At 42.1% G+C, this 22,360-nt stretch carries 14 protein-coding genes; all 14 read left to right on the forward strand.

Annotated features, from left to right (window positions below; translation table 11 throughout):
• Nucleotides 1–14 precede the first annotated feature (14 nt).
• The 14 genes from BUC07_RS12660 (at nucleotide 15) to BUC07_RS12730 (ending at nucleotide 22,268) form a co-directional block, all read left to right on the forward strand.
• Nucleotides 15–1,484 (forward strand): glycoside hydrolase family 28 protein, encoded by a 1,470-nt coding sequence (locus tag BUC07_RS12660; protein WP_073170028.1) that lies wholly within the window; start codon nucleotides 15–17, stop codon nucleotides 1,482–1,484.
• Between the two features lie 41 nt (nucleotides 1,485–1,525).
• Complete coding sequence (locus tag BUC07_RS12665; RefSeq protein ID WP_073170095.1) at nucleotides 1,526–3,013, forward strand: glycoside hydrolase family 28 protein; 1,488 nt, start codon at nucleotides 1,526–1,528, stop codon at nucleotides 3,011–3,013.
• Nucleotides 3,014–3,047: 34 nt separating this feature from the next.
• Complete coding sequence (locus BUC07_RS12670; RefSeq protein WP_073170030.1) at nucleotides 3,048–3,800, forward strand: glycosyl hydrolase family 28 protein; 753 nt, start codon at nucleotides 3,048–3,050, stop codon at nucleotides 3,798–3,800.
• 1 nt (nucleotide 3,801) lies between these two features.
• Entirely contained in the window at nucleotides 3,802–5,238 is a 1,437-nt protein-coding gene (locus BUC07_RS12675; RefSeq protein WP_073170032.1) for an alpha-L-fucosidase, read from the forward strand.
• A gap of 67 nt (nucleotides 5,239–5,305) precedes the next feature.
• Nucleotides 5,306–7,357, forward strand: a complete 2,052-nt coding sequence (locus BUC07_RS21125) for a right-handed parallel beta-helix repeat-containing protein (RefSeq protein ID WP_217652694.1) — start codon at nucleotides 5,306–5,308, stop codon at nucleotides 7,355–7,357.
• A 34-nt stretch (nucleotides 7,358–7,391) separates the two neighbouring features.
• A complete protein-coding gene (locus tag BUC07_RS12685; RefSeq protein ID WP_073170034.1) occupies nucleotides 7,392–8,672 on the forward strand; it encodes a M28 family metallopeptidase in 1,281 nt (426 codons plus the stop codon).
• 245 nt (nucleotides 8,673–8,917) lie between these two features.
• On the forward strand, nucleotides 8,918–10,651 hold the full coding sequence (locus tag BUC07_RS12690) for a dipeptidase (RefSeq protein ID WP_073170036.1): 1,734 nt from the start codon (nucleotides 8,918–8,920) through the stop codon (nucleotides 10,649–10,651).
• A 43-nt stretch (nucleotides 10,652–10,694) separates the two neighbouring features.
• Nucleotides 10,695–12,995 carry a GH92 family glycosyl hydrolase gene (locus BUC07_RS12695; RefSeq protein ID WP_073170038.1) on the forward strand — a complete coding sequence of 767 codons (2,301 nt, stop codon included), beginning with the start codon at nucleotides 10,695–10,697 and terminating at the stop codon, nucleotides 12,993–12,995.
• Between the two features lie 220 nt (nucleotides 12,996–13,215).
• On the forward strand, nucleotides 13,216–15,936 hold the full coding sequence (locus tag BUC07_RS12700) for an alpha-L-rhamnosidase (protein WP_073170040.1): 2,721 nt from the start codon (nucleotides 13,216–13,218) through the stop codon (nucleotides 15,934–15,936).
• A gap of 29 nt (nucleotides 15,937–15,965) precedes the next feature.
• Nucleotides 15,966–17,045 (forward strand): PHP domain-containing protein, encoded by a 1,080-nt coding sequence (locus BUC07_RS12705; protein ID WP_083578242.1) that lies wholly within the window; start codon nucleotides 15,966–15,968, stop codon nucleotides 17,043–17,045.
• A 467-nt stretch (nucleotides 17,046–17,512) separates the two neighbouring features.
• Nucleotides 17,513–18,490, forward strand: coding sequence for a response regulator (locus BUC07_RS12710; protein WP_073170044.1), 978 nt, complete (start codon nucleotides 17,513–17,515; stop codon nucleotides 18,488–18,490).
• Between the two features lie 632 nt (nucleotides 18,491–19,122).
• The gene (locus tag BUC07_RS12720) at nucleotides 19,123–19,653 is read left to right on the forward strand and encodes a hypothetical protein (protein WP_073170048.1); all 531 of its coding nucleotides are present in this window, start codon (nucleotides 19,123–19,125) and stop codon (nucleotides 19,651–19,653) included.
• A 139-nt stretch (nucleotides 19,654–19,792) separates the two neighbouring features.
• Complete coding sequence (gene gmd, locus BUC07_RS12725; RefSeq protein WP_073170051.1) at nucleotides 19,793–20,968, forward strand: GDP-mannose 4,6-dehydratase; 1,176 nt, start codon at nucleotides 19,793–19,795, stop codon at nucleotides 20,966–20,968.
• Nucleotides 20,969–21,092: 124 nt separating this feature from the next.
• Nucleotides 21,093–22,268, forward strand: a complete 1,176-nt coding sequence (locus BUC07_RS12730) for an FAD synthase family protein (RefSeq protein WP_073170053.1) — start codon at nucleotides 21,093–21,095, stop codon at nucleotides 22,266–22,268.
• Nucleotides 22,269–22,360: the final 92 nt, after the last annotated feature.

Genomic DNA, 22,360 nt, shown 5'->3' on the forward strand with positions numbered 1-22,360 from the left:
AAAAATCGAACAATATGAAATTAAAATCCATTATTTTATCGCTGGCCCTGCTTTGTTTCACCGGGGTTTTTGCCAAAGACTACAATGCCTCCATATTTGGAATAAAGTCAAACGGAACAACGCTTAATACAACTTCTATTCAAAAAGCTATCGACCTTATTCACGAAGAAGGTGGCGGACATCTCAATTTTTATGTGGGACGATACCTGACCGGAACCATTGAACTAAAATCGGATGTGCATATTATTCTGCATGAAGGCGCCATCCTGGTGGGTTCAACCAATATTTACGACTATAATATTGAAACTCCGAATACGGCCCTGGTGTATGCAAAAAATGCTGATAATATCTCCATTACCGGTCTTGGGGTTATCGACGGGCAGGGACGCGATGTAGCATACAGTTTACTCGACCAGGTACACAAAGGTATTATTAATGACCAACTGAAATACGACCGCCCTGCAAACCGGCGTCCGAAAGGAATTTATTTTCGTGAATGTAGAAATGTGGAAATAAGTGGAATTACCATTAAAAATACGGCAGAATGGGTTCAGGTGTATGATCAGTGTGAGAACCTGAAAATCGATAAAATTACGGTTGACAGCAAAGCATTCTGGAATAACGACGGACTGGATATTGTGGATTGCAAAGATGTATTGCTTACCAACTCGTTCATCGATTCATCCGATGACGCCATTTGTTTTAAATCGCACGATGCCACCAAAATGTGCGAAAACGTTGAAGTAAGAAACTGCGTGGCAAGGTCGAGCGCCAGCGGAATAAAATTTGGAACAGTAACGCGTGGCGGTTATAAAAATTTCAAAATCATTAACAACAAAGTTTACGACACTTATCGTTCGGCAATTGCTATTCAAACCCCCGACGGCGGTGTTATCGAAAATATTCTGATTGACAGCCTGAATGTTTACAATACCGGAAATGCTATCTTTTTGCGCATCGGGGAGCGCTGGGCTAAAAATGGTGTTGGTTCAATGAATAACATCACTATTCAGAATGTGTATGCCGAAATTCCGGCCACCAAACCCGATGCCGGTTATCCGTATGAAGGCCCCATTGAAGATTTACCAAGAAATATTTCTCCGGCCAGTATCGTTGGACTTCCCGGCCATGATATCACAAATGTAACGTTACGAAATATCGAAATTGTTTATCCGGGTGGCAGCAATAAAACCTATGCCTACCGCGGAATTAAACCTGCTGATTTGGACGGAATACCTGAAATGCCCGACAGATACCCCGAGTACTCGCAATGGAAAGAATTACCCGCCTGGGGATTTTATGTGCGGCATGCCAAAAATCTTACATTCGAAAATGTAACGCTTACCGCTAAAGAAAAAGAGTACCGTCCGGCCATTGTTTTCGACGATGTAAAAGGAGCTACTTTAAAGGATATGGAATATAACTTTCCGGGAAGCGGCAAAAAACTTTTCAAATATAAATCAACGGAAATTATTCAAAAATAATGAAACGTTTGGGTTTTAATCAAAAAGAAAAAACAAGAACCATGAATAAAATAAAATTATTGTTTACAGCCATCGTAATGCTTTTGGTGATTCATGTATCGGCTAAAGATTATTATGTCTCTGATTTCGGAGCAAAAGCCGACGGTATAACCGTTAACACGCGAACCATACAAGGAGCAATCGATTATATTAGCGAACATGGGGGAGGCCGTTTGGTATTTGGCCCCGGAAATTATGTTACCGGAAGTATTTATGTGAAATCGGATGTTACCCTTCATTTGGAGTACGGGGCAACCATTTTGGGCTCCACCAATCCATTTGATTATGTGAAAGATCCAAAAGTTAAATGGATGTCGATGATTTTTGCCATTAACCAGGAAAATATAGGGATAACAGGAAAAGGTACCATTAACGGACGCGGTTTTATTACAGCAAATAATATGATGAACTACATCCACCGTGGAGTTTATAAAGATCCGTTAAAACTCGACCGTCCTAACGAAACCAACCGCCCGGAGAATATTTATTTTCGCGAATGTACGAATGTGAGAATTACAGATATCACACTTCGCGACCCGGCCAGTTGGAACCAGACCTACGACCAGTGTAAAAACCTATACGTAGATGGTATTTACGTGGATAGCAAATCATACTGGAATAACGATGGTATAGACATTGTGGACTGCGACGGAGTTATCCTGAAAAATTCGTATTTCGATGCAGCTGACGACGTGCTTTGTTTTAAATCGCATGATGCCAACAGCATTTGCCAGAATGTGGTGGTTGAAAATTGTGTGGGCCGCTCCAGCGCCAACGGACTGAAATTCGGTACGGTTTCGCGTGGCGGATTTCGCAATTTCAAAATAAAAAACATTACCATTTTCGATACTTTCCGCTCGGCCATTACATTTGCTGCGGTTGACGGTGGTATAATTGAAAACATAGAAGTTGACAGTGTCCGCTCTATAAATACCGGAAACGTAATTTTTCTGCGTATTGGCGATCGCTGGAGCAAAGGCAAAAAACCAAGCATGAAAAATATTACCATTTCGAATGTGTATGCCGAAGTTCCGATAGGAAAACCTGATGTAGGATATAATTACGAAGGACCAATTGAAGATAATCCGCGTAATATTTCACCTGCCAGTATTGTGGGATTGCCCGAATACCGTATTCAGGATGTAAAACTGAAAAATATTGAAATTGTATATCCCGGAGCCGGAAATCCGTTGTATGCATATCGTGGAACCAGTCCTGCTGAATTAGACAGCATTCCTGAAATGCGGGAAAAATACCCCGAATTTTCGCAGTGGAAAGAACTGCCTGCCTGGGGATTTTATGTGCGCCATGCCGATGGTGTGGAATTTGAAAACGTAAAGCTGGTTGCTGAGAAAAAAGATTACCGGCCTTCTATCGTAATCGACGACGTGAAGGGCGCCACTTTTGACAATGTGGAATTTGTTGAGCCCGAAAGTAAAGGGAAAGAACAAATAATTCAAAACAAATCTACAAACGTGGTTATCAAGTAATTTTCAAAATTCATTCAATTAAAAGAAGAAAGCAATGAAAAAATATAAAATATTCATTTTTAGTTTACTCATTATATTTTCGCTGAACCTTTCAGCAAAAGACTACAAAGCTTCGTTATTTGGCGTAAAATCAGACGGTACCACATTAAATACCGGTTCTATTCAATACGCCATCGACTATATCAGTGAAAATGGTGGCGGACGCCTGGTGTTTTATGTTGGCCGCTATCTTACCGGAAGTTTTTACTTAAAACCCAATGTAACCGTCCAGCTTGAAGAAGGAGCCGTTTTGGTAGGTTTTCATTCTGTTTACGATTATTTTGAAGTGAATGGAACCAAAGCGCTGATTCTGGCCGATACTGTTGAAAACATAGGCATCACCGGAAAAGGGGTGATTGAAGGAAACGGACATGCCGTATTAAAAAGTATTGAAGAGCAAATTGGAAAAGGCTATCTCGATGCCGGCCAATTGCCGGCAAAACCGGCTTTAATCAATTTTAACGCATGTAGCAATGTAACATTGGATGAAATTATTTTACGCGATGCCTGTGGCGATGTGCAGGTTTATTCAAGATGTAAAAAGGTAAAAATAAATAACATAACTGTTGAAAGCACATCGCTTCCGGATAGTAAGGGAATTGTAATTTCCGGTTGCAATGGGTTTACGTTGAGCGATTCGTATTTCGAAACTTCGGGAACGGAATTGAGTTCAAACAACACATCAAAGGATGTTTCTGTAAGTGGCGCAGTTAATTCAAAAGGGAAAAAAATAAAAGCAGCAAAATAGAATGAACCGAAAAATAGTTTCCATTTTTTTTCTGTTTGTTTTTATTCAGTCAATTTCAGCCCAGAAACGACCACCTGCTGAAGAACGCCTGGAATGGTGGCACGATGCCAAATTCGGGATGTTTATCCACTGGGGTGTTTATTCGATGTATGGTGGGGTTTATAAAGGACACCAACAGGCCTACGGCGATGCAGCCTGGATAGAAAACCGCTGTAAAATACCGGTAGCGGAATACCGCGAACATGCCAGAGACTTCAACCCGGTGAATTACGATCCGGATGCCTGGGTGAAACAGGCAAAAGAGGCGGGAATGAAATACCTGATTATTACGGCTAAACACCACGACGGTTTTGCACTTTTCGACAGCAAAGCCAGCGACTGGGATGTTGTGGATGCCACCAAATACGGGAAAGACTTGATAGAACCACTGGTGGAAGCCTGTAAAAAATATGGCATCCGTTTGGGGTTCTACTATTCACAGGCCAACGACTGGACCAATCCGGGAGGAACCGTTGCCCGGCGCCCCATGTGGCAGGGGTGGCCCAATCCCGATTCTGCGCGAATCGATCAATATACCAAAGAACATAACGGAAGCTGGGATCCGGTGCAGGAAACCAGAACTTTTGATGAGTATGTGGATCAGGTTGCTGTTCCGCAGGCAAAAGAACTGCTCACCAATTACGGCGATGTTTCTGTGCTTTGGTGGGATTATGCCACCCAAATGAAAAGTTACCAGGGAGCGGTAAAACTGGAAAAGTTGTTGAACATTCAGCCCGATATTATTACCAACGACCGGTTGCACCCCGATTTTCCGGGAGATACAAAAACACCGGAACAGGGAATTCCAAAATGGGATCAAATTGAAGCTGGTGAAAACTGGGAAACCTGCATGACCATGAACAATTCATGGGGATATAAAAGTTTCGATAACAAATGGAAACCTTCAGAACAATTAATCCGGAACCTGGTAAAAATTGCAGCACGAGGCGGAAATTACCTGCTGAATGTGGGGCCAAAACCCGATGGCACTTTTCCTGATGAAAGTATTGACCGGTTAAAAGAAATTGGCCGATGGATGGACACTAACGGGGAAGCCATTTACAACACGCAGGCAAGCCCGTTTGGAGAGCTTCCCTGGGGAGAATGTACCAGTAAAAAAGAAGCTGGAAATACGGTGCTTTACTTTTCCGTTTTTGACTGGCCGACAGATGGGAAGCTTAAAATTCCGGGGCTGAAAAACAAAGTGGTTTCTGCAAAATTATTAGCTAACGGGGAGAACGTGAAGACATCGGCAACACATACAGGTTTGGAAATATTTGTTCCTCAAAGGATGCCCGACTCCATAGTTACCGTAATTCAAGTTGAAGTTAAAGGTGAGGTTAAGCAGCATGGTTTGTCAAAAAAGAAAGAAAAAATGCAAAGTGGTGCGTTGGATTAACTGTTTGAAATACAGAAATATTGCAATGAGAATTGATAGGATAAGATTGATAAAGTTGCTTTTTTTAATGACATGCATCATTTTGATTTCATGTTCCAGTAAAACAATTGTTTTTGTTTCTGTTCAAGGCAATGACTCAGGCGACGGTTCCTTTAAAAAACCATTTAAAACATTAGAAAAAGCATTAGATTTTATTCGCGAAGAACGATTGAAGGGGGGTAGCAAACCTTTTTCGGTTCTGATGCGCGGTGGAGACTATCCCATTACCCGGACTGTTAGATTTACTGAGGAAGACAGTTGTATAACCATTGCATCTTATAACAATGAAAAGGTTCGTTTTACAGGTGGTGTATCAATTGATCCTTCCAATGCAATACCTGTTTCCGGCACTGAAAAGGAAAAATTATTTTCAAAAGAAAGCCGCGCAAACATTTTAATGGTTCATCTGAAAAAATTGGGGATAACCGACTATGGAGATCTTCATCCGGTTGGATTTAAGCGTCCTGAAAAACCTACATGGATGGAATTATTTATTAATGGAAAACCTGGTTATTTGTCGAAATGGCCCAATGACTCGACTGTTCAGATTGGAAAGATTATTAACAAAGGTCTTTTTGTTGCCGACGAAGACAGTAGTAACATTGGTTGTATTTTTACTTATGCAGTAGAGCAGCCAGCAAAATGGGAAAAATCAGATGATATCTGGATATTCGGGTATTTTCGATACGGCTGGGCCGACGATGCCGTAAAACTGGCTTCGATTGACACCCAAAACAAAACATTTACCACGCTCCAGCCACATCGGTATGGATTTGGAACAGGTAAACCATGGAATAAATGGTATGCCTATAATATAATTGAAGAAACAGACAGGCCCGGTGAATACTGTATCGACAGAAACGATGGCATTCTTTACTTTTATAATTCGGGGAAAATAGAATCAATTGAAGTTTCGGTTTTAAAAGACCCGTTTATTACGATGAATGGTTCATCAAACATAACGGTGAAGGGAATTTCTTTTGATTGCGCAAGAGGGAGCGCCGTGGAAATGCTGGGAACAAACGATTGTTTATTTACGGATTGTTCTTTTAAAAATTTAGGATGTTATGCCGTAAATATCGATGATAAAATAGCTGATGCAAATGAAAGCAATTCGGTTGCCGGCAAAAAAAACGGGTTGGCAAATTGTTCTGTTTATCAGACAGGTATGGGAGGCATCAAATTGTGTGGCGGCGACCGGCAAACGCTGGAACCGGCTGAAAATTTTGTACGTAATTGTACCATCCATGATTTTAACCGGATTGCAAAAACCTATTGTGCAGGCATAAAAATATCGGGTGTTGGAAACCGGATTTCAAACAATGAAATTTTTAATTCTCCACATGTGGCCATTTTATTATCGGGAAATGATCACCTGATTGAATACAATGAAATTCACGATGTATGCCGGGAAACCGATGACGTTGGGGCTTTGTATTACGGACGAAATCCATCGGAACGAGGGCACATTGTTCAGTTCAATTATTTCCATCATCTGGGAGATGCACACCGCACAACAGCGGTTTATCACGACGACGGAGCCTGTGGAATGAAAGTGCATGGCAATGTATTTTATCAGGCAGGTACATTTCCGGTACTTATTGGCGGAGGAAGCGATAACGTTTACACCAACAATATTTTTGTTGATAATCCGGTTGGAATTAAAGTGGATAATCGTTTGCAGGCATTCGAATGGGCCAAACCCATGATTGCTCCGGGAGGTGTAGCTGAACAAAAGTTGAATGAAGTACATTACGACCAACCACCTTACAGTACCAAGTATCCTGAATTGGCAAAATACTGGGAAGAGGATCCTTCATTTCCGAAACGAAACAAAATCGATAGAAATGTTTTTGTGAATGTCGATCAAGTTATTCTAAAAGTTCATGAAGGGGTAAATGCAGATAAACCGTTTCTCGATTTCAGCGAAAACAACCTGATTACAGACGATGATCCCGGTTTTGTTGATCTCGAAAAACTGAACTTCAAGCTAAAAGAAACAGCTGAAGTTTTTAAAATATTACAGGGTTTTGAACAAATACCTTTCGAAAAAATCGGACCTCAGATTATTGAGGAATAATAGTGTGGAGATATAAATTACAAATCAAATTAGCATGAAAAAATTAATTTTACTATTCATAATTACTACCTTTTGTTTAGGCGGATCGGCACAAGATTTAAACTATGCAAAAGAGGTGGTTAAAACACTTTCTTCTCCTGAATTTAAAGGAAGAGGCTATGTTGGAAATGGGCATAAAATTGCTGCAAAATACATCAGTAAACAATACGCTGACATTGGTTTAAAATCATTTGGCAAAAACTATTTTCAGCCGTTTGAAATAAATGCCAACACATTCCCTTCAAAAATGGAACTTAAGTTAAACGGAGAGACGCTTATTCCCGGTGAAGATTATATTATCGATCCAAAATCTGCATCCTTAAAAGGGGAGTTCCCGGTTGTGGTAATCCGTGAAAAAGACTTGCTGAATAAAACTAAGCTTGCTGATGTGGTGAGAAATTCTTCGGGGAAAGTTTTAATTATTGATGAAACGAATTCTGAAGTTGAAGACGCCGAAGATAAAAAAACGATAAAAGAGGTAGTTGACTATTTAAAATTCAGCCCTGAAGTTCCTTCTGTGGCAACGATTATTTATACCGATAAAAAACTAACATGGAGTGGTTCTACAATTCAAAAACCGAAAACATCTTTTATTGTAAATAAAAAACTTAACCTGAAAAGTATAAGTGAAGTAAGCATTAAAGTAAAGGCCAGACTTATTACATGTGAAACAAATAATGTTGTTGGTTATTTGGAGGGAACAGAAAAGCCTGATTCATTTTTAGTTGTTTTGGGGCATTACGATCACCTGGGGAAAATGGGCTCAAAAATGTATATTCCCGGAGCAAACGACAATGCAAGTGGAATTTCAATGTTGCTAAGTTTGGCCAAATATTACAAAGAAAATCCGCATAAATATTCCATTGTTTTTATCGCTTTGGGCGCTGAAGAAATGGGAATACTTGGAGCAAAATATTATGTGAAAAATCCTTTGTTCGATCTTGACAGAATTCGTTTTCTGGTTAATTTCGATATGGCCGGAACAGGAGATGAAGGAATTAAAGTGGTAAACGGAACTGTTTTCAGAAAAGAGTTTGACTTATTAAACGAGTTAAATAAACAAAATAATTATATCCATTCGGTTAACATTCGGGGAGAGTCGTGTAACAGCGATCATTGTATGTTCTACCAGCAAGGTGTACCCAGTTTTTTTATTTATACCATGGGTGGAATTCAGGCATATCACGATATATACGACAGATTTGAAACCTTGCCATTTACTGCATTCGAAGGGTATTCAGAGCTAATGATTAACTTTTTTGATACTTTTGAGTAATACGAATTTTAACTCACAATTATGAAACCGCGCGAAAGAGTTCTTAAAGCATTTAAACGTATTCCCGGTCTTCCTGACAGAGTTCCCGTTCAGTTTGAATTGTGCCGTCAGTTGTGACTGAATAATAAAACTTGTTTCATGAAACGAGCATGTAAATTAGTTACCCAAGAGGATGATTAAAATTTATGCAAGCCCGCCTGACCAGCATAGTCGGGCAGGTTACATACTCAAACAATTTTAATAGCATGAAATATAAAATATTCACAATTCTACTTTTTTTTACTTTAATCGGTATTCACAAAGCTTTCGCCTGCACCAATCTTATTGTTACCAAAGGCGCCAGTAAAGATGGTTCGATTATGATAACCTATGCGGCCGATTCGCACATCCGGTATGGCGCTGCCGTGTTTTTACCAGCTGCAGATCATGAGCCCGGTGATGTGCGCGAGGTTTATCATTACGAAAACGGAAAGTTAATGGGAACAATTCCTGAAGTTGCACATACCTTTTCGGTGGTGCATTTTATCAACGAATTTCAGGTAGCGGTTGGTGAATCAACTTTTGGCGGATTGGGAGCTTTGTATGGCCAGAAAGATGCCATTCTTGATTATGGCTCCCTTATGCGCATTGGCTTGCAACGTGCAAAAACAGCACGTGAACTGATAAAAGTAATGACTGATTTAGTAGCAGAATATGGATATGCTTCCGGTGGCGAATCTTTTTCTATTTCCGATCCGAACGAGGCCTGGATTATGGAAATGGTAGGAAGAGGCAAATATGGTAAAGGAGGTATTTGGGTAGCTCGCCGCGTTCCCGATGGTTATGTCTCCGGCCATGCAAACCAGGCACGGATTACAACTTTCCCTTTTCAAAATACAAATGGCTGGAATGACCGGGAACAAACTGTTTATCACTCACCAGATATAATTTCTTTTGCCAAAGAACACGGATTTTATAAAGGAAAAGACAAAGATTTCAGTTTTGCCGATGTGTATAACCCAATGACTTTTGCTGGTGCGCGTTACTGTGAAGCGCGTGTTTGGTCGTTTTTTAGAAAAATAAATAATAATATCAGGGAGAACCAAAGCATTACTGATTTTGTAACGGGCAAAATTGAGCACGATAAAAAATTTATTGACGGCGGTGCAAATCCCAATGGCTATGCTTCGAACAGGCTTCCTTTATGGGTGAAACCCGATTCCTTGCTCACGTTGCAGCAGGTGATGAACGCCATGCGCGATCATTATGAAGATACGCCCATGGATATGCGTAACGGAACAGGTGCGGGGCCATTTGAATGTCCGTACCGCTGGAGACCGATGACCTTTGAAGTGGATGGCCAAAAATATTTGAATGAACGGGCCATTGCCACCCAGCAAACCGGATACAGCTTTGTAGCTCAGTCACGTAACTGGCTGCCTGCACCTGTGGGCGGAATCATCTGGTTCGGTGTTGACGATACCGACGGCTGTGTTTACACGCCTTTCTACTGCGGAATAACGGAAATCCCCGAAAGTTACAGGGTGGGCAACGGTTCCATGATTTCCTGGTCAGAGACTTCTGCATTCTGGACATTTAATCAACTTACCAACTGGGGATATACCCGATACAACCTGATACATCCCGAAGTTGAAAAGTATCAGTCGCAACTGGAAAATCAATTTATGAATGAAGTTCAGGTGGTAGATAAACTGGCAGAAAAACAGTACAGCGACAATCCTGAATCAGCAATAGAATACATTACAAAATATTCGGTTTACTCGGGAAACAAACTGGTGAGCGACTGGAAGAATTTTTATCACTTTTTGTTTATGAAATACATGGACGGGAATGTGAAAGCGACAGATAATGGCCGGTTGAAGGATAACGGAAACGGCAGGAATATTCCACCAATGCCCCAACAACCTGGTTATGGAAAAGAATGGGAGAAAATGATGATTCAGGGAACCGGCGATTTATTAAAAGTTCCGGATAAATAAAAATCTATATAATTTTGCAATCAATCATTCAATTCATAAAAATATGTTCAGGAAAATAATAATTACTCTTTTTGTCGTTTCGGTTTTATTGACCGGAACATCAGTTGCGCAAAATGCTACAGAAGATTTAACCCAATATGTAAATCCGTTGATTGGAACCCAGGAAATGGGCCACGTTTTTCCCGGCGCTTGTGTGCCGTTTGGAATGGTTCAACTGAGTCCCGATACCGATACCATCCCGTATGATGTTGACGGAAAATATACAGGAACCGTGTATCGCTACTGCGCCGGTTATCAATACAATGATCCAACCATTGTCGGGTTCAGCCACACCCATTTCAGCGGCACCGGCCATTCCGATTTGGGTGATTTTTTAATTATGCCGACAGTAGGCGATTTAAAACTGAATCCGGGAACGGCAGACCAGCCGGAAAGTGGTTACCGTTCGCGGTTCAGCCACGAAACAGAAAAGGCGGTTCCGGGATACTATAATGTGAAACTGGAAGATTATGATATTGATGCAGAACTTACTGCTGCTGAACACGTCGGTTTTCATCAATATACATTCCCTGAGAGTGACGATGCACATATCATTTTGGATTTAACGCATGGGATTTATAATTACGATGGAAAAGTATTGTGGTCGCAGGTTTGGGTACAAAACGATACACTGGTAACCGGTTATCGTATTACCAGTGGTTGGGCGCGCACCAACTACCTTTATTTTGCCATGGTATTTTCGAAACCCATTGAAAATTACGGATGTAAAAATGAACACAGCCAGGTTTATAAAGGTTTCTGGCGGAAATTCGATCAGGAAAACAATTTTCCTGAAATGGGTGGAAGAAAGCTAAAAACACACTTTGATTTCAAAACAAAAGAAGGTGAAAAAATAAAGGTCAAATTTGCTATTTCGGCTGTTAGCACTGAAGGAGCGTTAAAGAATCTGAAAGCCGAAGTCCCGCATTTCGATTTTAAAAAAGTTAAACAAGAAGCTCGCTACAAATGGCAAAATGAACTCGAAAAAATTACCATCGATGCCTCGCCGGAAAAGAAAGTTACTTTTTACACCTCGCTGTACCACACGTTTATCAATCCGGTGGAATATATGGATGTGGACGGGCAGTACCGCGGAATCGATCACCAAATTCATAAGGCCGACGGTTTTGTAAATTATTCCATTTTTTCTTTGTGGGATACATATCGGGCTCTGCATCCGCTGCTTACTTTAATTCAGCCCAAACGTACCTCGGACATGATTAACTCGATGCTGGCCCATTACGACCAGAGTGTACTCGGCATGTTGCCGGTTTGGAGCCACTTCGGGAATGAAAACTGGTGTATGATCGGTTACCATGCCGTACCTGTAATTGCCGATGCCTGGATAAACGGCATTCGTGGTTTCGACCCGCAACATGCGCTCGATGCCTGTATTTCTTCTGCCACCAATAAGTACTACGGAAATATTACAGATTATATGAAGCTCGGCTATGTTCCTTATGATGTGAATGCAACCGGTTCTTCCATGACGCTGGAATATGCTTACGACGACTGGACCATCGCTCAATTGGCAAAGGCAATTGGCAAAGAAGATATTGCAAAAACCTATGAAGAACGTTCACAGAACTGGAAAAAGCTGTTCAACGACAAAACCGGTTTTATTGGAGCCAAAGACAGCGAAGGAAACTGGAAAACGCCTTTTGACCCGCTGCAAACGCACGATGAAGGTTTTATTGAAGGTAATTCGTGGAATTATTCGCTTTACGTTCCGCAGGATATTACTGGTCTCATTAAAAAAATGGGGGGGAATGATCGTTTTTCCAATCACCTTGATTCATTATTTAGCATGTATTTGCCCGACGAATATTTTGCTGAGACAGAAGATATTACCCGGGACGGATTAATCGGGTGTTATGTTCACGGCAACGAACCGAGCCATCATGTGGCCTACATGTACAATTGGGCCGGAAAACCCTGGAAAACACAGGAACGCATCCACCAGATTGTAAATACCATGTACCTGAACAAACCCGACGGGCTGTGTGGCAACGACGACTGCGGACAAATGTCGGCCTGGTACATTTTTTCATCGCTCGGATTTTATCCTGTTTGTCCCGGTTCAGGTCAGTATGCGATTGGTTCTCCTTCTGTTCAGGAAGCAACTATTAAATTGCCGGAGAATAAAGAGCTGGTGGTGAAAGTGGAAAATTATGCTGAAAAAAATATCTATGTGCAAAGTGTAAAAATCAACGGGAAAGAGTTGACTGACTACGCGCTGGAACACAGCGACCTGCTTGGCGGAGGCGAGCTGGTGTTTAAAATGGGTAAAAAACCGAAGAAGTGATAAGTAAAAAGGAACAATTCTTATTATTATAATGAGTTGGACAAAGAATCAAGCCTATGAATCATCGGGATTAATTGGACCTGTAATACCAATTGTTTTTCAAACTGAGCCTTAACCGAAGTTTGAAATTACAAAGGTTAATGCCGATAGACAATTGAAAAGTCTTATAGTGATGCCTGCGGCGCATACTATACCTTTAAAAATTAACAATTTAAATAGTATGAAAACAGACCTGTTTCGTTCTACAAATTTTATTACTAAAACTATTATAGTACTTTTTGTTTTTGCAACTACCGGTTGTTTTGTCAAAAACAGCCCCAAAGTATTCGACCTTCGTTGCGAAAGTCTTCAAAATCCGCTGGGAATAGACAAAACTACACCCCGCTTTAGCTGGAAAATCAGCAGCGATAAAAATGGTACCGAACAAACAGCCTTTCAAATTCTGGTTGCTGCTAAACGTTCGGAATTAACCGAAAAAAAAGCCGATTTATGGAATTCCGAAAAGGTGGAATCTTCTGCATCTATTTTTGTACCGTATCGGGGACAAAAGTTGAACTCCGGTACTTCTGCCTGGTGGAAGGTCCGGGTTTGGGATGAAGCCGGAAATGTTTCCGCCTGGAGCGAACCTGCCCGGTTTAGCATTGGATTGCTCAGTGAAAACGACTGGCAGGCATCTTACATCGCTTTCAACACCGAAAACGGTTACCGTGAGTGCCCGCAGCTTTATTCTGCATTTGAAGTGGACGAAACTGATTCCAGGTATTTTCTGCATGTGAATTCACTGGGATACCACGAAGTTTTCATAAACGGGAAGAAAGCGGGCAACGGTGTGCTTGCGCCGGCAGTATCGCAGTTCGACAAACGGTCGCTTATTAATACCTACGATGTTTCTGATCTGCTGCAAAAAGGGAAAAACGAAATTATCCTCTGGCAGGGTAGCGGCTGGTACACCGAAGGCCTGCCCGGAGTAGTCAACAACGGTCCTGTTGTGCGGGCGCAACTGGAAAAAGTTGAAAATAACCAACGGGAAATCATTTTGGCAACGGATAAAAACTGGCAGGGAAGAAAAAGCAGCTACACCCGGCATGGCAACTGGCGGTCCGACCGATTTGGCGGTGAGATTGTGGATGGAACACTGGTTGGAAATGATTTGCAAACTGAAAATCCGGAAAATCCCTGGCAACCGGTTTCCTTTGTTAATGTTCCTGTTCACGAGGCAAGCCCGCAGATGACCGAACAAAATGGCATAACCGATACAATTGTTCCTGTATCAATCAAAGAAATTGCACCCGACACTTTTCTGGTGGATTTGGGAAAAAACCTCACCGGATGGGTGGAACTTCATTTTCCTAACCTGCAAAAAGCACAGGAAATTAAGCTGGATTATTGCGATCATTTAATCGATGGCGAGCGGTTTAACGACAGGAACCAGTGGGATAAATACATTGCTTCCGGAAATTCAACCGAAAAATTTATCAATAAATTCAATTACCACGGGTTCAGATACATTCGCATTACCGGGATGAAGGAGAAACCGGCCGCTGGATCCATCAAAGCTTATTTGATTCATACCGGTTTTGAGCCGGCAGCAACATTTGAATGTTCCGACCCCGATCTGAATGCCATTCACGATATGCTGTTTTACACGTTGCAATGCCTGAGCATGGGGGGTGATTTTGTGGATTGCCCGCAAATCGAGCGACTCGGCTATGGCGGCGACGGAAATGCGTCCACTCTAACGGCACAAATTATGTATAATCTGGCGCCGGTGTACAACAACTGGTTGCAGGCCTGGGCCGATGTTATCCGCGAAGACGGAGGAATGCCACACACCGCCCCGAATCCGTATCGTGCAGGCGGAGGTCCTTATTGGTGCGGGTTTATCATTACCGCTTCGTGGAATACCTACCTGAATTACGGCGATACGCTGGTGTTGGAAAAATATTACCCGGTGATGCAAAAATGGCTCGGGTATGTGGAAAAATATACAGTTGACGGCTTGCTGAAACAATGGCCCAACACTGATTACCGTAACTGGTACCTTGGCGACTGGGCTACACCGGAGGGAATCGACCAGACGGATGAAAGATCAGTTGACCTCGTGAATAATTCCTTTATTGCCGTTTGTTTCGACAACATGGAACGCATTGCCAACGTGCTTGGAAAGCCTGAAGAAGCCCGTGTGTATGCTTCGAAAAAACAACAGTTGCAGGAAACGGTTCATGAAACATTTTTTGATGAAGCAACCAATACGTATGCCACCGGAACGCAGATTGACCTGGCTTTTCCGATGATTGCCGGCGTGGTTCCGGAGGATAAGTTGGATGCTGTGGAAAATGCGTTGTATCATGAAACCAAAGTGACCTGGGACGGACATCTGGCAACCGGACTGGTGGGATTGCCGGTTTTAACGGAATGGGCTGTGGAAAACAATGCAGCTGATTTTATGTATTCCATGCTGAAAAAACGGGATTACCCCGGTTTCCTCTACATGATTGACAACGGCGCTACCACCACCTGGGAACACTGGAACGGTGCCCGCAGCCGCATTCACAACTGCTACAACGGCATTGGATCGTGGTTTTACCAGGCAGTTGGAGGAATCCGGAAGGTGGAAAATGTTCCGACCTACCGCAAGGTGCGCATTCAACCGCAAATACCCGATGGCGTAACCTGGGCCAACACGTCGCAGGAAACACCTTATGGAAAACTAATGGTGAACTGGAATCTGGCCGGGGAGATGCTGGAACTGGATGTTGAAATCCCCGTGGGAGTGGAAGCACTGATGATATTGCCAACCGATGATATGGAATCAGTAAAAGTTAACGATGAAAAACCAGAAGGAATAAACCTGCATGCCTCTGAGGGGCAGGAAAAGGTCAGGTTAAATTTAGGTTCCGGTGTGTATCATGTCCTGTCCGGTTTAAACCTGGAAGATTAAAAAACAAACTAATTTTAAATACAAAAAAAATGAAAACGAATACAACTTTTTTTATTCTCCTCCTTTGCATGTTACTTTTTGTTGATTCAGGATTTGCTCAAATTCGTAACGATGAAGTATTTGAATTCCCGAATTTACACGAGCAGAACTACCGCTACCATATTAATATCCCTGATATTGATGGCTTTAAAACACTGAAATGTGATTTTCATGTGCACACCGTTTTTTCCGATGGAAAATTATGGCCGGATCAGCGGGTGAACGAAGCCTGGAACGAAGGAATGGATGTGATTGCCATTACCGACCACATTGAATACCGGCCTTACAAGGATATTATATCCGGGGATTTTAACAGCTCATATAAAATTGCAAAAAAACGAGGCGATGCCATCGGAATGTTGGTGATTAAGGGCTCTGAAATAACCCGCCAAAAGCCGCTCGGCCATCTTAATGCCCTTTTTCTCGAAGATTCCAACAAACTCGATGTGGCGGATGAGCTCGATGCAATCGACGAAGCGGTAAAACAGGGGGCCTTTATTTTGTGGAACCATCCAGGCTGGCCAAACGATACAAGCACTATCTACCCGATCCACAGGAAGCTGATTGCTGAAAATAAAATTCATGGGGTAGAGGTTTTTAATGCCTGGGAAGCTTATCCTAAGGTGATTGATTGGTGCAACGATTTTGAACTTGCCCCATTTGCCAATACCGACTTGCATTATACCAGCGCCAATAGTTACCGGGGACGGTTTCAGCGTCCGATGACATTGGTTTTTGCCAAAGAATATTCTGAAGATGCCGTGAAAGAAGCTTTATTTGCCGGTAGAACAGTGGCTTGTTACAACAATACACTTTCCGGGAAACCAGAATTCTTAAAATCGCTCATTCGTGAATCGCTGTCAATTAAAGTCATTAACCCGGGAAAAGGAATTGTCGAAGTAACCAATCACAGCGATATTACCTACCAGATACGTTACGGCTCATTGATGTATTCCGTTCCACTGTATCCAAATCAGACCATGCGGGCTACAATACAATCCGGTACCGACGTGACCTTTACTAATTGTTTGGTGGGTAAAGACAAGTATTTGGTAACAAGTTTATGGTAATGTTTCCGCTCAAACTTGTCAGCGTGCGAAGCTTCGGACAACGTCAACCAAATGAAATTAACACACTTAACAACATTTATTGATATTCATATTTATTATGACTTATGTACAGTAATCTCCGGTTGGGAAACAAAAATTACAGCCGGGAAGGATTAGTTGTCAGGTGTTTTTGGCTGTTGATGCCTTTGTGCTGTTTGGCTGTATCGTAAATTTTCGCCAGATGGTAATTGAGTTTCTGCCTGATGATTGAACAATTTTAGCAGATAGTGTTAAATTTGCCCTCGTGCGAATAAGTATTCTTATGTTTTATTGCTTGTGGGGGTACCGCTCGTGTAAACCGGTGCCCAATTGCTTTATTTAAAACAGATTTGAGATTTTAGTTGACTTGAAAATATTAATGATGTATTTTTGAATAAGTTCTTATTGCTTGTATAAGTTTATTTGTGACCCAAATCATAAAAATATTTATGGTGAAAAAGGTGTTGGTAATAGAAGATGATGAAGCAGTTCTGATAATGGTTTCGGAAATTTTGCAGAATGAAAACTTCGATGTAATTACAGCTTCAGGTGGAATCCGGGGGGTAGAGCTGGCCATTGAGAATTGCCCTGAGGTAATACTTTGTGACATCAGGCTGCCTGATATCGATGGATACGAAGTGTTAAAAAAATTATCCCGGGATAATAGATACCTCAGGGGGCCATTTATCTTTATGACTGCACTCCGGGAAAGAGAAAATTACCGTAAAGCTATGGAGCTGGGAGCCGATGACTATCTGCCTAAACCTTTTTCACCCAAAGAACTTGTAGAAGCAATTTTTTCCCGGCTTTTAAAGTACTCCCGCATTGAAAGCAATCTTGACCAAAAAGTTAAAGAGATTGAAAACCAGCTGAACACTAAAACCCAAAACATCCACAACGAAGTAGATGAAAATGGCAGTTTCATTTCCCCGGCTTCATCCAAAAACGAGATATTGGTAAAACAACTCAAAGAAAAAGAGATGGAATTGGTAAAAGAAACTTTTAATGCCATTGAAACGAATAACACCCTGCTGGATTTAAGGAATGAAATAAACAGGGAGCTCAAAAATCCCGCTTTGAAAAAGCAATCGAAGCAGATTTTAACAGACCTTAAACGAAAAACAAAGAAACACACGATGCTTTGGAATAACCAAACCATATTTCAACTAAAATTTAACCAGGCCTACCCCAATTTTATTTCAAAATTAAACACTCGTTTTTCAGGCTTGACACAATATGAGATTGTGTTTATTTCCGCACACCTGATGGGGCTTAATACCATGCAGTTATCTGATTTGTTTTGTATTTCTGACGACAGCGTCCGGAAAAGCCGGTACCGGGTAAAAAAGAAATTGGGGTTAAAAAAGGAAGACGATTTTTTTTCATTTATTCATGCACTCAATATTGGAAAAAGGAACCATGAGTAATGTCCTTCTATAGCTATTTCATTGGCAGCCTGAACATATAAGCATCATTGATTTGTGTGCTATTTTACCGTAACTTTTCTACCCAAATTTAAGATCCTTCTGCTTTTAATCAATCCGAAATATAATAGACGGAAGGGATTAATTTCAGGGAATTTAATTATTTTTTTGTTGAAATGGTATGATTTCTTCAGGGCTATATCAGGCAAATTATGAATATAAGTTTGAAAGGGGGCCTGTTTGGGGTAGTCGCCTGGTTGCATGAATTTTATGCGGGAATAGACCGGAATGTTTCCTGATGTCCACAAATTGTCCATTACTTTTTGTCAATCAATTGCAAGTTCTTTACTAAATTTACGTTTACCTTATTTGGACGCTAATCAATTTGTGATTTTTATATCAGGCAAATTCGATATACCCTGGGGTTAATTAACAGGGACACTGTTGAAAATGTAACTGAGGAAGCGGAGCTTTGTTGGCTCGTTATTTTTTTATCTCCTAATGCCTTTTTAGTCAATGTGTTGGTTGTTTTTTATTGCGTTTTATCTCTGTTGTCAGTTTTAGAAGGCTTTGAGGTTATTTTACAATTCTTCCCCTGCTTTTTTTAAGCCTTCTTGATATTAAATTGTGATTCTATGATTGATGTGATTGTCAGATCCAAAACCCGGCTTAAACTGCTTACCAAGTTTTTTCTTTTTGAGGAAATTGAAGGTTATATGCAAAGCATGGTAAATGAGTTTGATGAGTCGTCCAATGTGATACGGGTCGAACTGAACCGATTTGTAAAAGCCGGGCTTATCTCCACCAGGTACGAAGGAAGAAAGCGGTTGTACCAGGCCAATACAAGTCATCCGTTATATCCTGAACTAAACCGGATCATGCGCAAAACGGTGGGGATCGATCAGATTGTGCACATTTTTACTACACAAACAGAGCGCCTTGAGGCACTTTATGTATTTGGCCGGCTGGCAAATGGCATCGAATCTGAAACTATTCAGCTTGCATTTGTGGGCAGTAAACTCAACAAGGCACACATTGAAAATCTGGTTGAAAGAACCGAAAGTATAATTAACAGAAAGGTTGTCTGTTACATCTTTACACAAGAACAGATGCAATACCTGTTTAAGGAGAATTCCACACTATTGATCTGGAAAAAAGAGGAGTGAAAACCAAAGCTGAATTTAAGCAGGTACTGCAAAGAACAAAATATCAAATATCCATATATACCGGATGTAAGATTTTCTCCCACGCTCTCAGTTTCGTGTCTTACGTCTGAAAGTCTCACCTTTAAAAAGTATAATGAATATGAAAACTGCATTAATCACAGGTATCACAGGCCAGGACGGTGCCTACCTCGCCGAGTTCCTTATTAAAAAAGGATACATTGTCCATGGTATTAAACGCCGGGCTTCTTCTTTCAATACTGAGCGCATCGACCACCTTTACCAGGATCCGCACGAGAAAAAGCGCAACCTGATTCTTCACTACGGCGACCTCACCGACTCGATGAACCTGACCCGCATTATCCAGGAAGTGCAACCCGATGAAATTTACAACCTGGCCGCCATGAGCCATGTGGCCGTTAGTTTCGAAACGCCTGAGTATGTTGGTAATGCAGATGGGCTGGGCACCCTCCGCATCCTTGAGGCTGTTCGTTTGCTGGGCCTGTCAAAAAAAACACGGGTTTACCAGGCCTCAACCTCCGAGCTCTACGGGCTGGTGCAGGAAGTGCCGCAAACCGAGAAAACACCTTTTTACCCGCGCTCGCCATACGGAGTAGCCAAATTGTACGGCTACTGGATTACGGTCAACTACCGGGAGGCTTACGGGCTGCATGCCAGCAACGGAATCCTGTTTAACCACGAAAGCCCTATTCGCGGGGAGACCTTTGTCACCCGCAAAATTACCCGCGCCATTGCCCGCATTGTGCTGGGTATGCAGGAAACACTGTTCCTCGGCAACCTATCCGCACAACGCGACTGGGGCCATGCCAAAGATTATGTAAAAGCCATGTATCTTATCCTGCAGCAGGACCAGCCCGATGATTATGTAATTGCCACCGGCGTTACCACCACCATCCGCGATTTGGTGACAAAAGCCGCTGCTGAAATCGGCCTCCAAATTACCTTCTCCGGCAAAGGCGTACAGGAAACCGGCCACCTCACCTCCATCGACGAAAAAATTTTCAATGAAAAAGTCGGCGGGCAATACCTCCCTGCCCTCAAAAACCGCCTTCATAGCGCGTCATCGCTGGGAGGCCACGAAGGGGCTCTCATCGCCGTCGATCCGCAGTACTTCCGCCCAACAGAAGTGGACCTGCTCATTGGCGATGCTTCAAAAGCCCGAAAGCAACTCGGCTGGGAACCCCAATACAACCTTGCCGCTTTGGTAAACGACATGATGCAATCGGATATCAACCTGATGAAAAAAGATAGCTACCTCCGCGATGGCGGATATCGGACACTGAATTATTTTGAATAAGAACGTGAAAAGAAGACGGTGAGAAGATGAGAAAGAGGCTATTTTCAAAGTACTCTCAGTGCTCAAAGTCTCAGTGCTCACCCTGTCAACTCTCAAGTACACAACAATTATAATATAAGCAGCTATGAATAATTTACGTAACAATACTCCGGTAAAAGTATTTGTCTCAGGTTGCTACGACTTGCTGCACAGTGGACATATTGCTTTTTTTAAAGAAGCAGCAAAATATGGGGACCTCTATGTGGGCATCGGCTCCGATTCAACCATTGAAGAACTCAAGGGCCGTCCTACCGTAAACGGCGATCAGGAACGCTTGTACATGGTAAAAGCAGTTCGTTTTGTTAAAGATGCATTTATCAATTCGGGAAACGGCCTCATGGATTTTGAGGAGGACCTGAAAAAACTGATGCCCGATATTTTTGTGGTCAACGAAGATGGGTATTCTCCGGCAAAAAAATCATTGTGCGATAAACTGGGAATCGAGCTGAAAGTCCTGGAGCGCATCCCTGAAGCCGGATTGCCTCCTCGCTCAACAACTTCTATCCGCTCTTCGGGAGTATGCCAGCTTCCTTATCGCATCGACCTGGCAGGTACATGGATCGACCAGCCCTATGTTTCAAAATACCATCCGGGATGGGCAATAACCGTTTCACTGGAACCCATCGTGGAATACAACGAAAGGTGTGGCATGAGCACATCTACCCGTAATGCCGCAAAAAAAATATGGCCCCACAGCCTGCCTCTCGAAAAACCCGAAAAACTGGCGGAAATGCTGTTTAAATATGAGATCGACCCGGATGCCAGTATCATCTCTGGTGCCCAGGATGCCATCGGGATATGCATGCCGGGGCTTGTCCGGCACTATTACAACAACGCCTACTGGCCACTGAAAATCGAATCGGTTCACGATAATGATATCCTTCAGTGGCTGGAAGAACACATTTACATGGTTCAGCTTTGGCCCCGGCCCCATGGACTGGATCTGCTGAAAAATACAAACATCAACACCACTAATGTGAAAAAATTAACGGCAGCGGCAGAAAAAGCATGGGATGCCATCCTTGAAAAAAACCTTCCGGATTTTGCAGCAGCATTACTGGACTCTTTCAAGGCACAAACAAGCCTGTTCCCTGCCATGATAGATGACAAAATAAAAAAAGTAATCGACAGTTATGCCCCGGAAACGCTCGCGTGGAAACTGGCAGGTGCCGGTGGTGGGGGATACCTTATCCTGGTTTCTGAAAAACCGGTAAGAGGCGCCATGCAAATTAAAATCCGGAGAAAAGAAAATGGGTTATAATTCAGCAAAATAAATTTAAAAACACCACTTTCCGGGTCGGAATGACGACCAGGGAAACCCATAAAGCAAGCAGAATTTAAAATTTTAATAAA

This window comes from Tangfeifania diversioriginum, assembly GCF_900141875.1.
Lineage (GTDB): Bacteria > Bacteroidota > Bacteroidia > Bacteroidales > Prolixibacteraceae > Tangfeifania > Tangfeifania diversioriginum.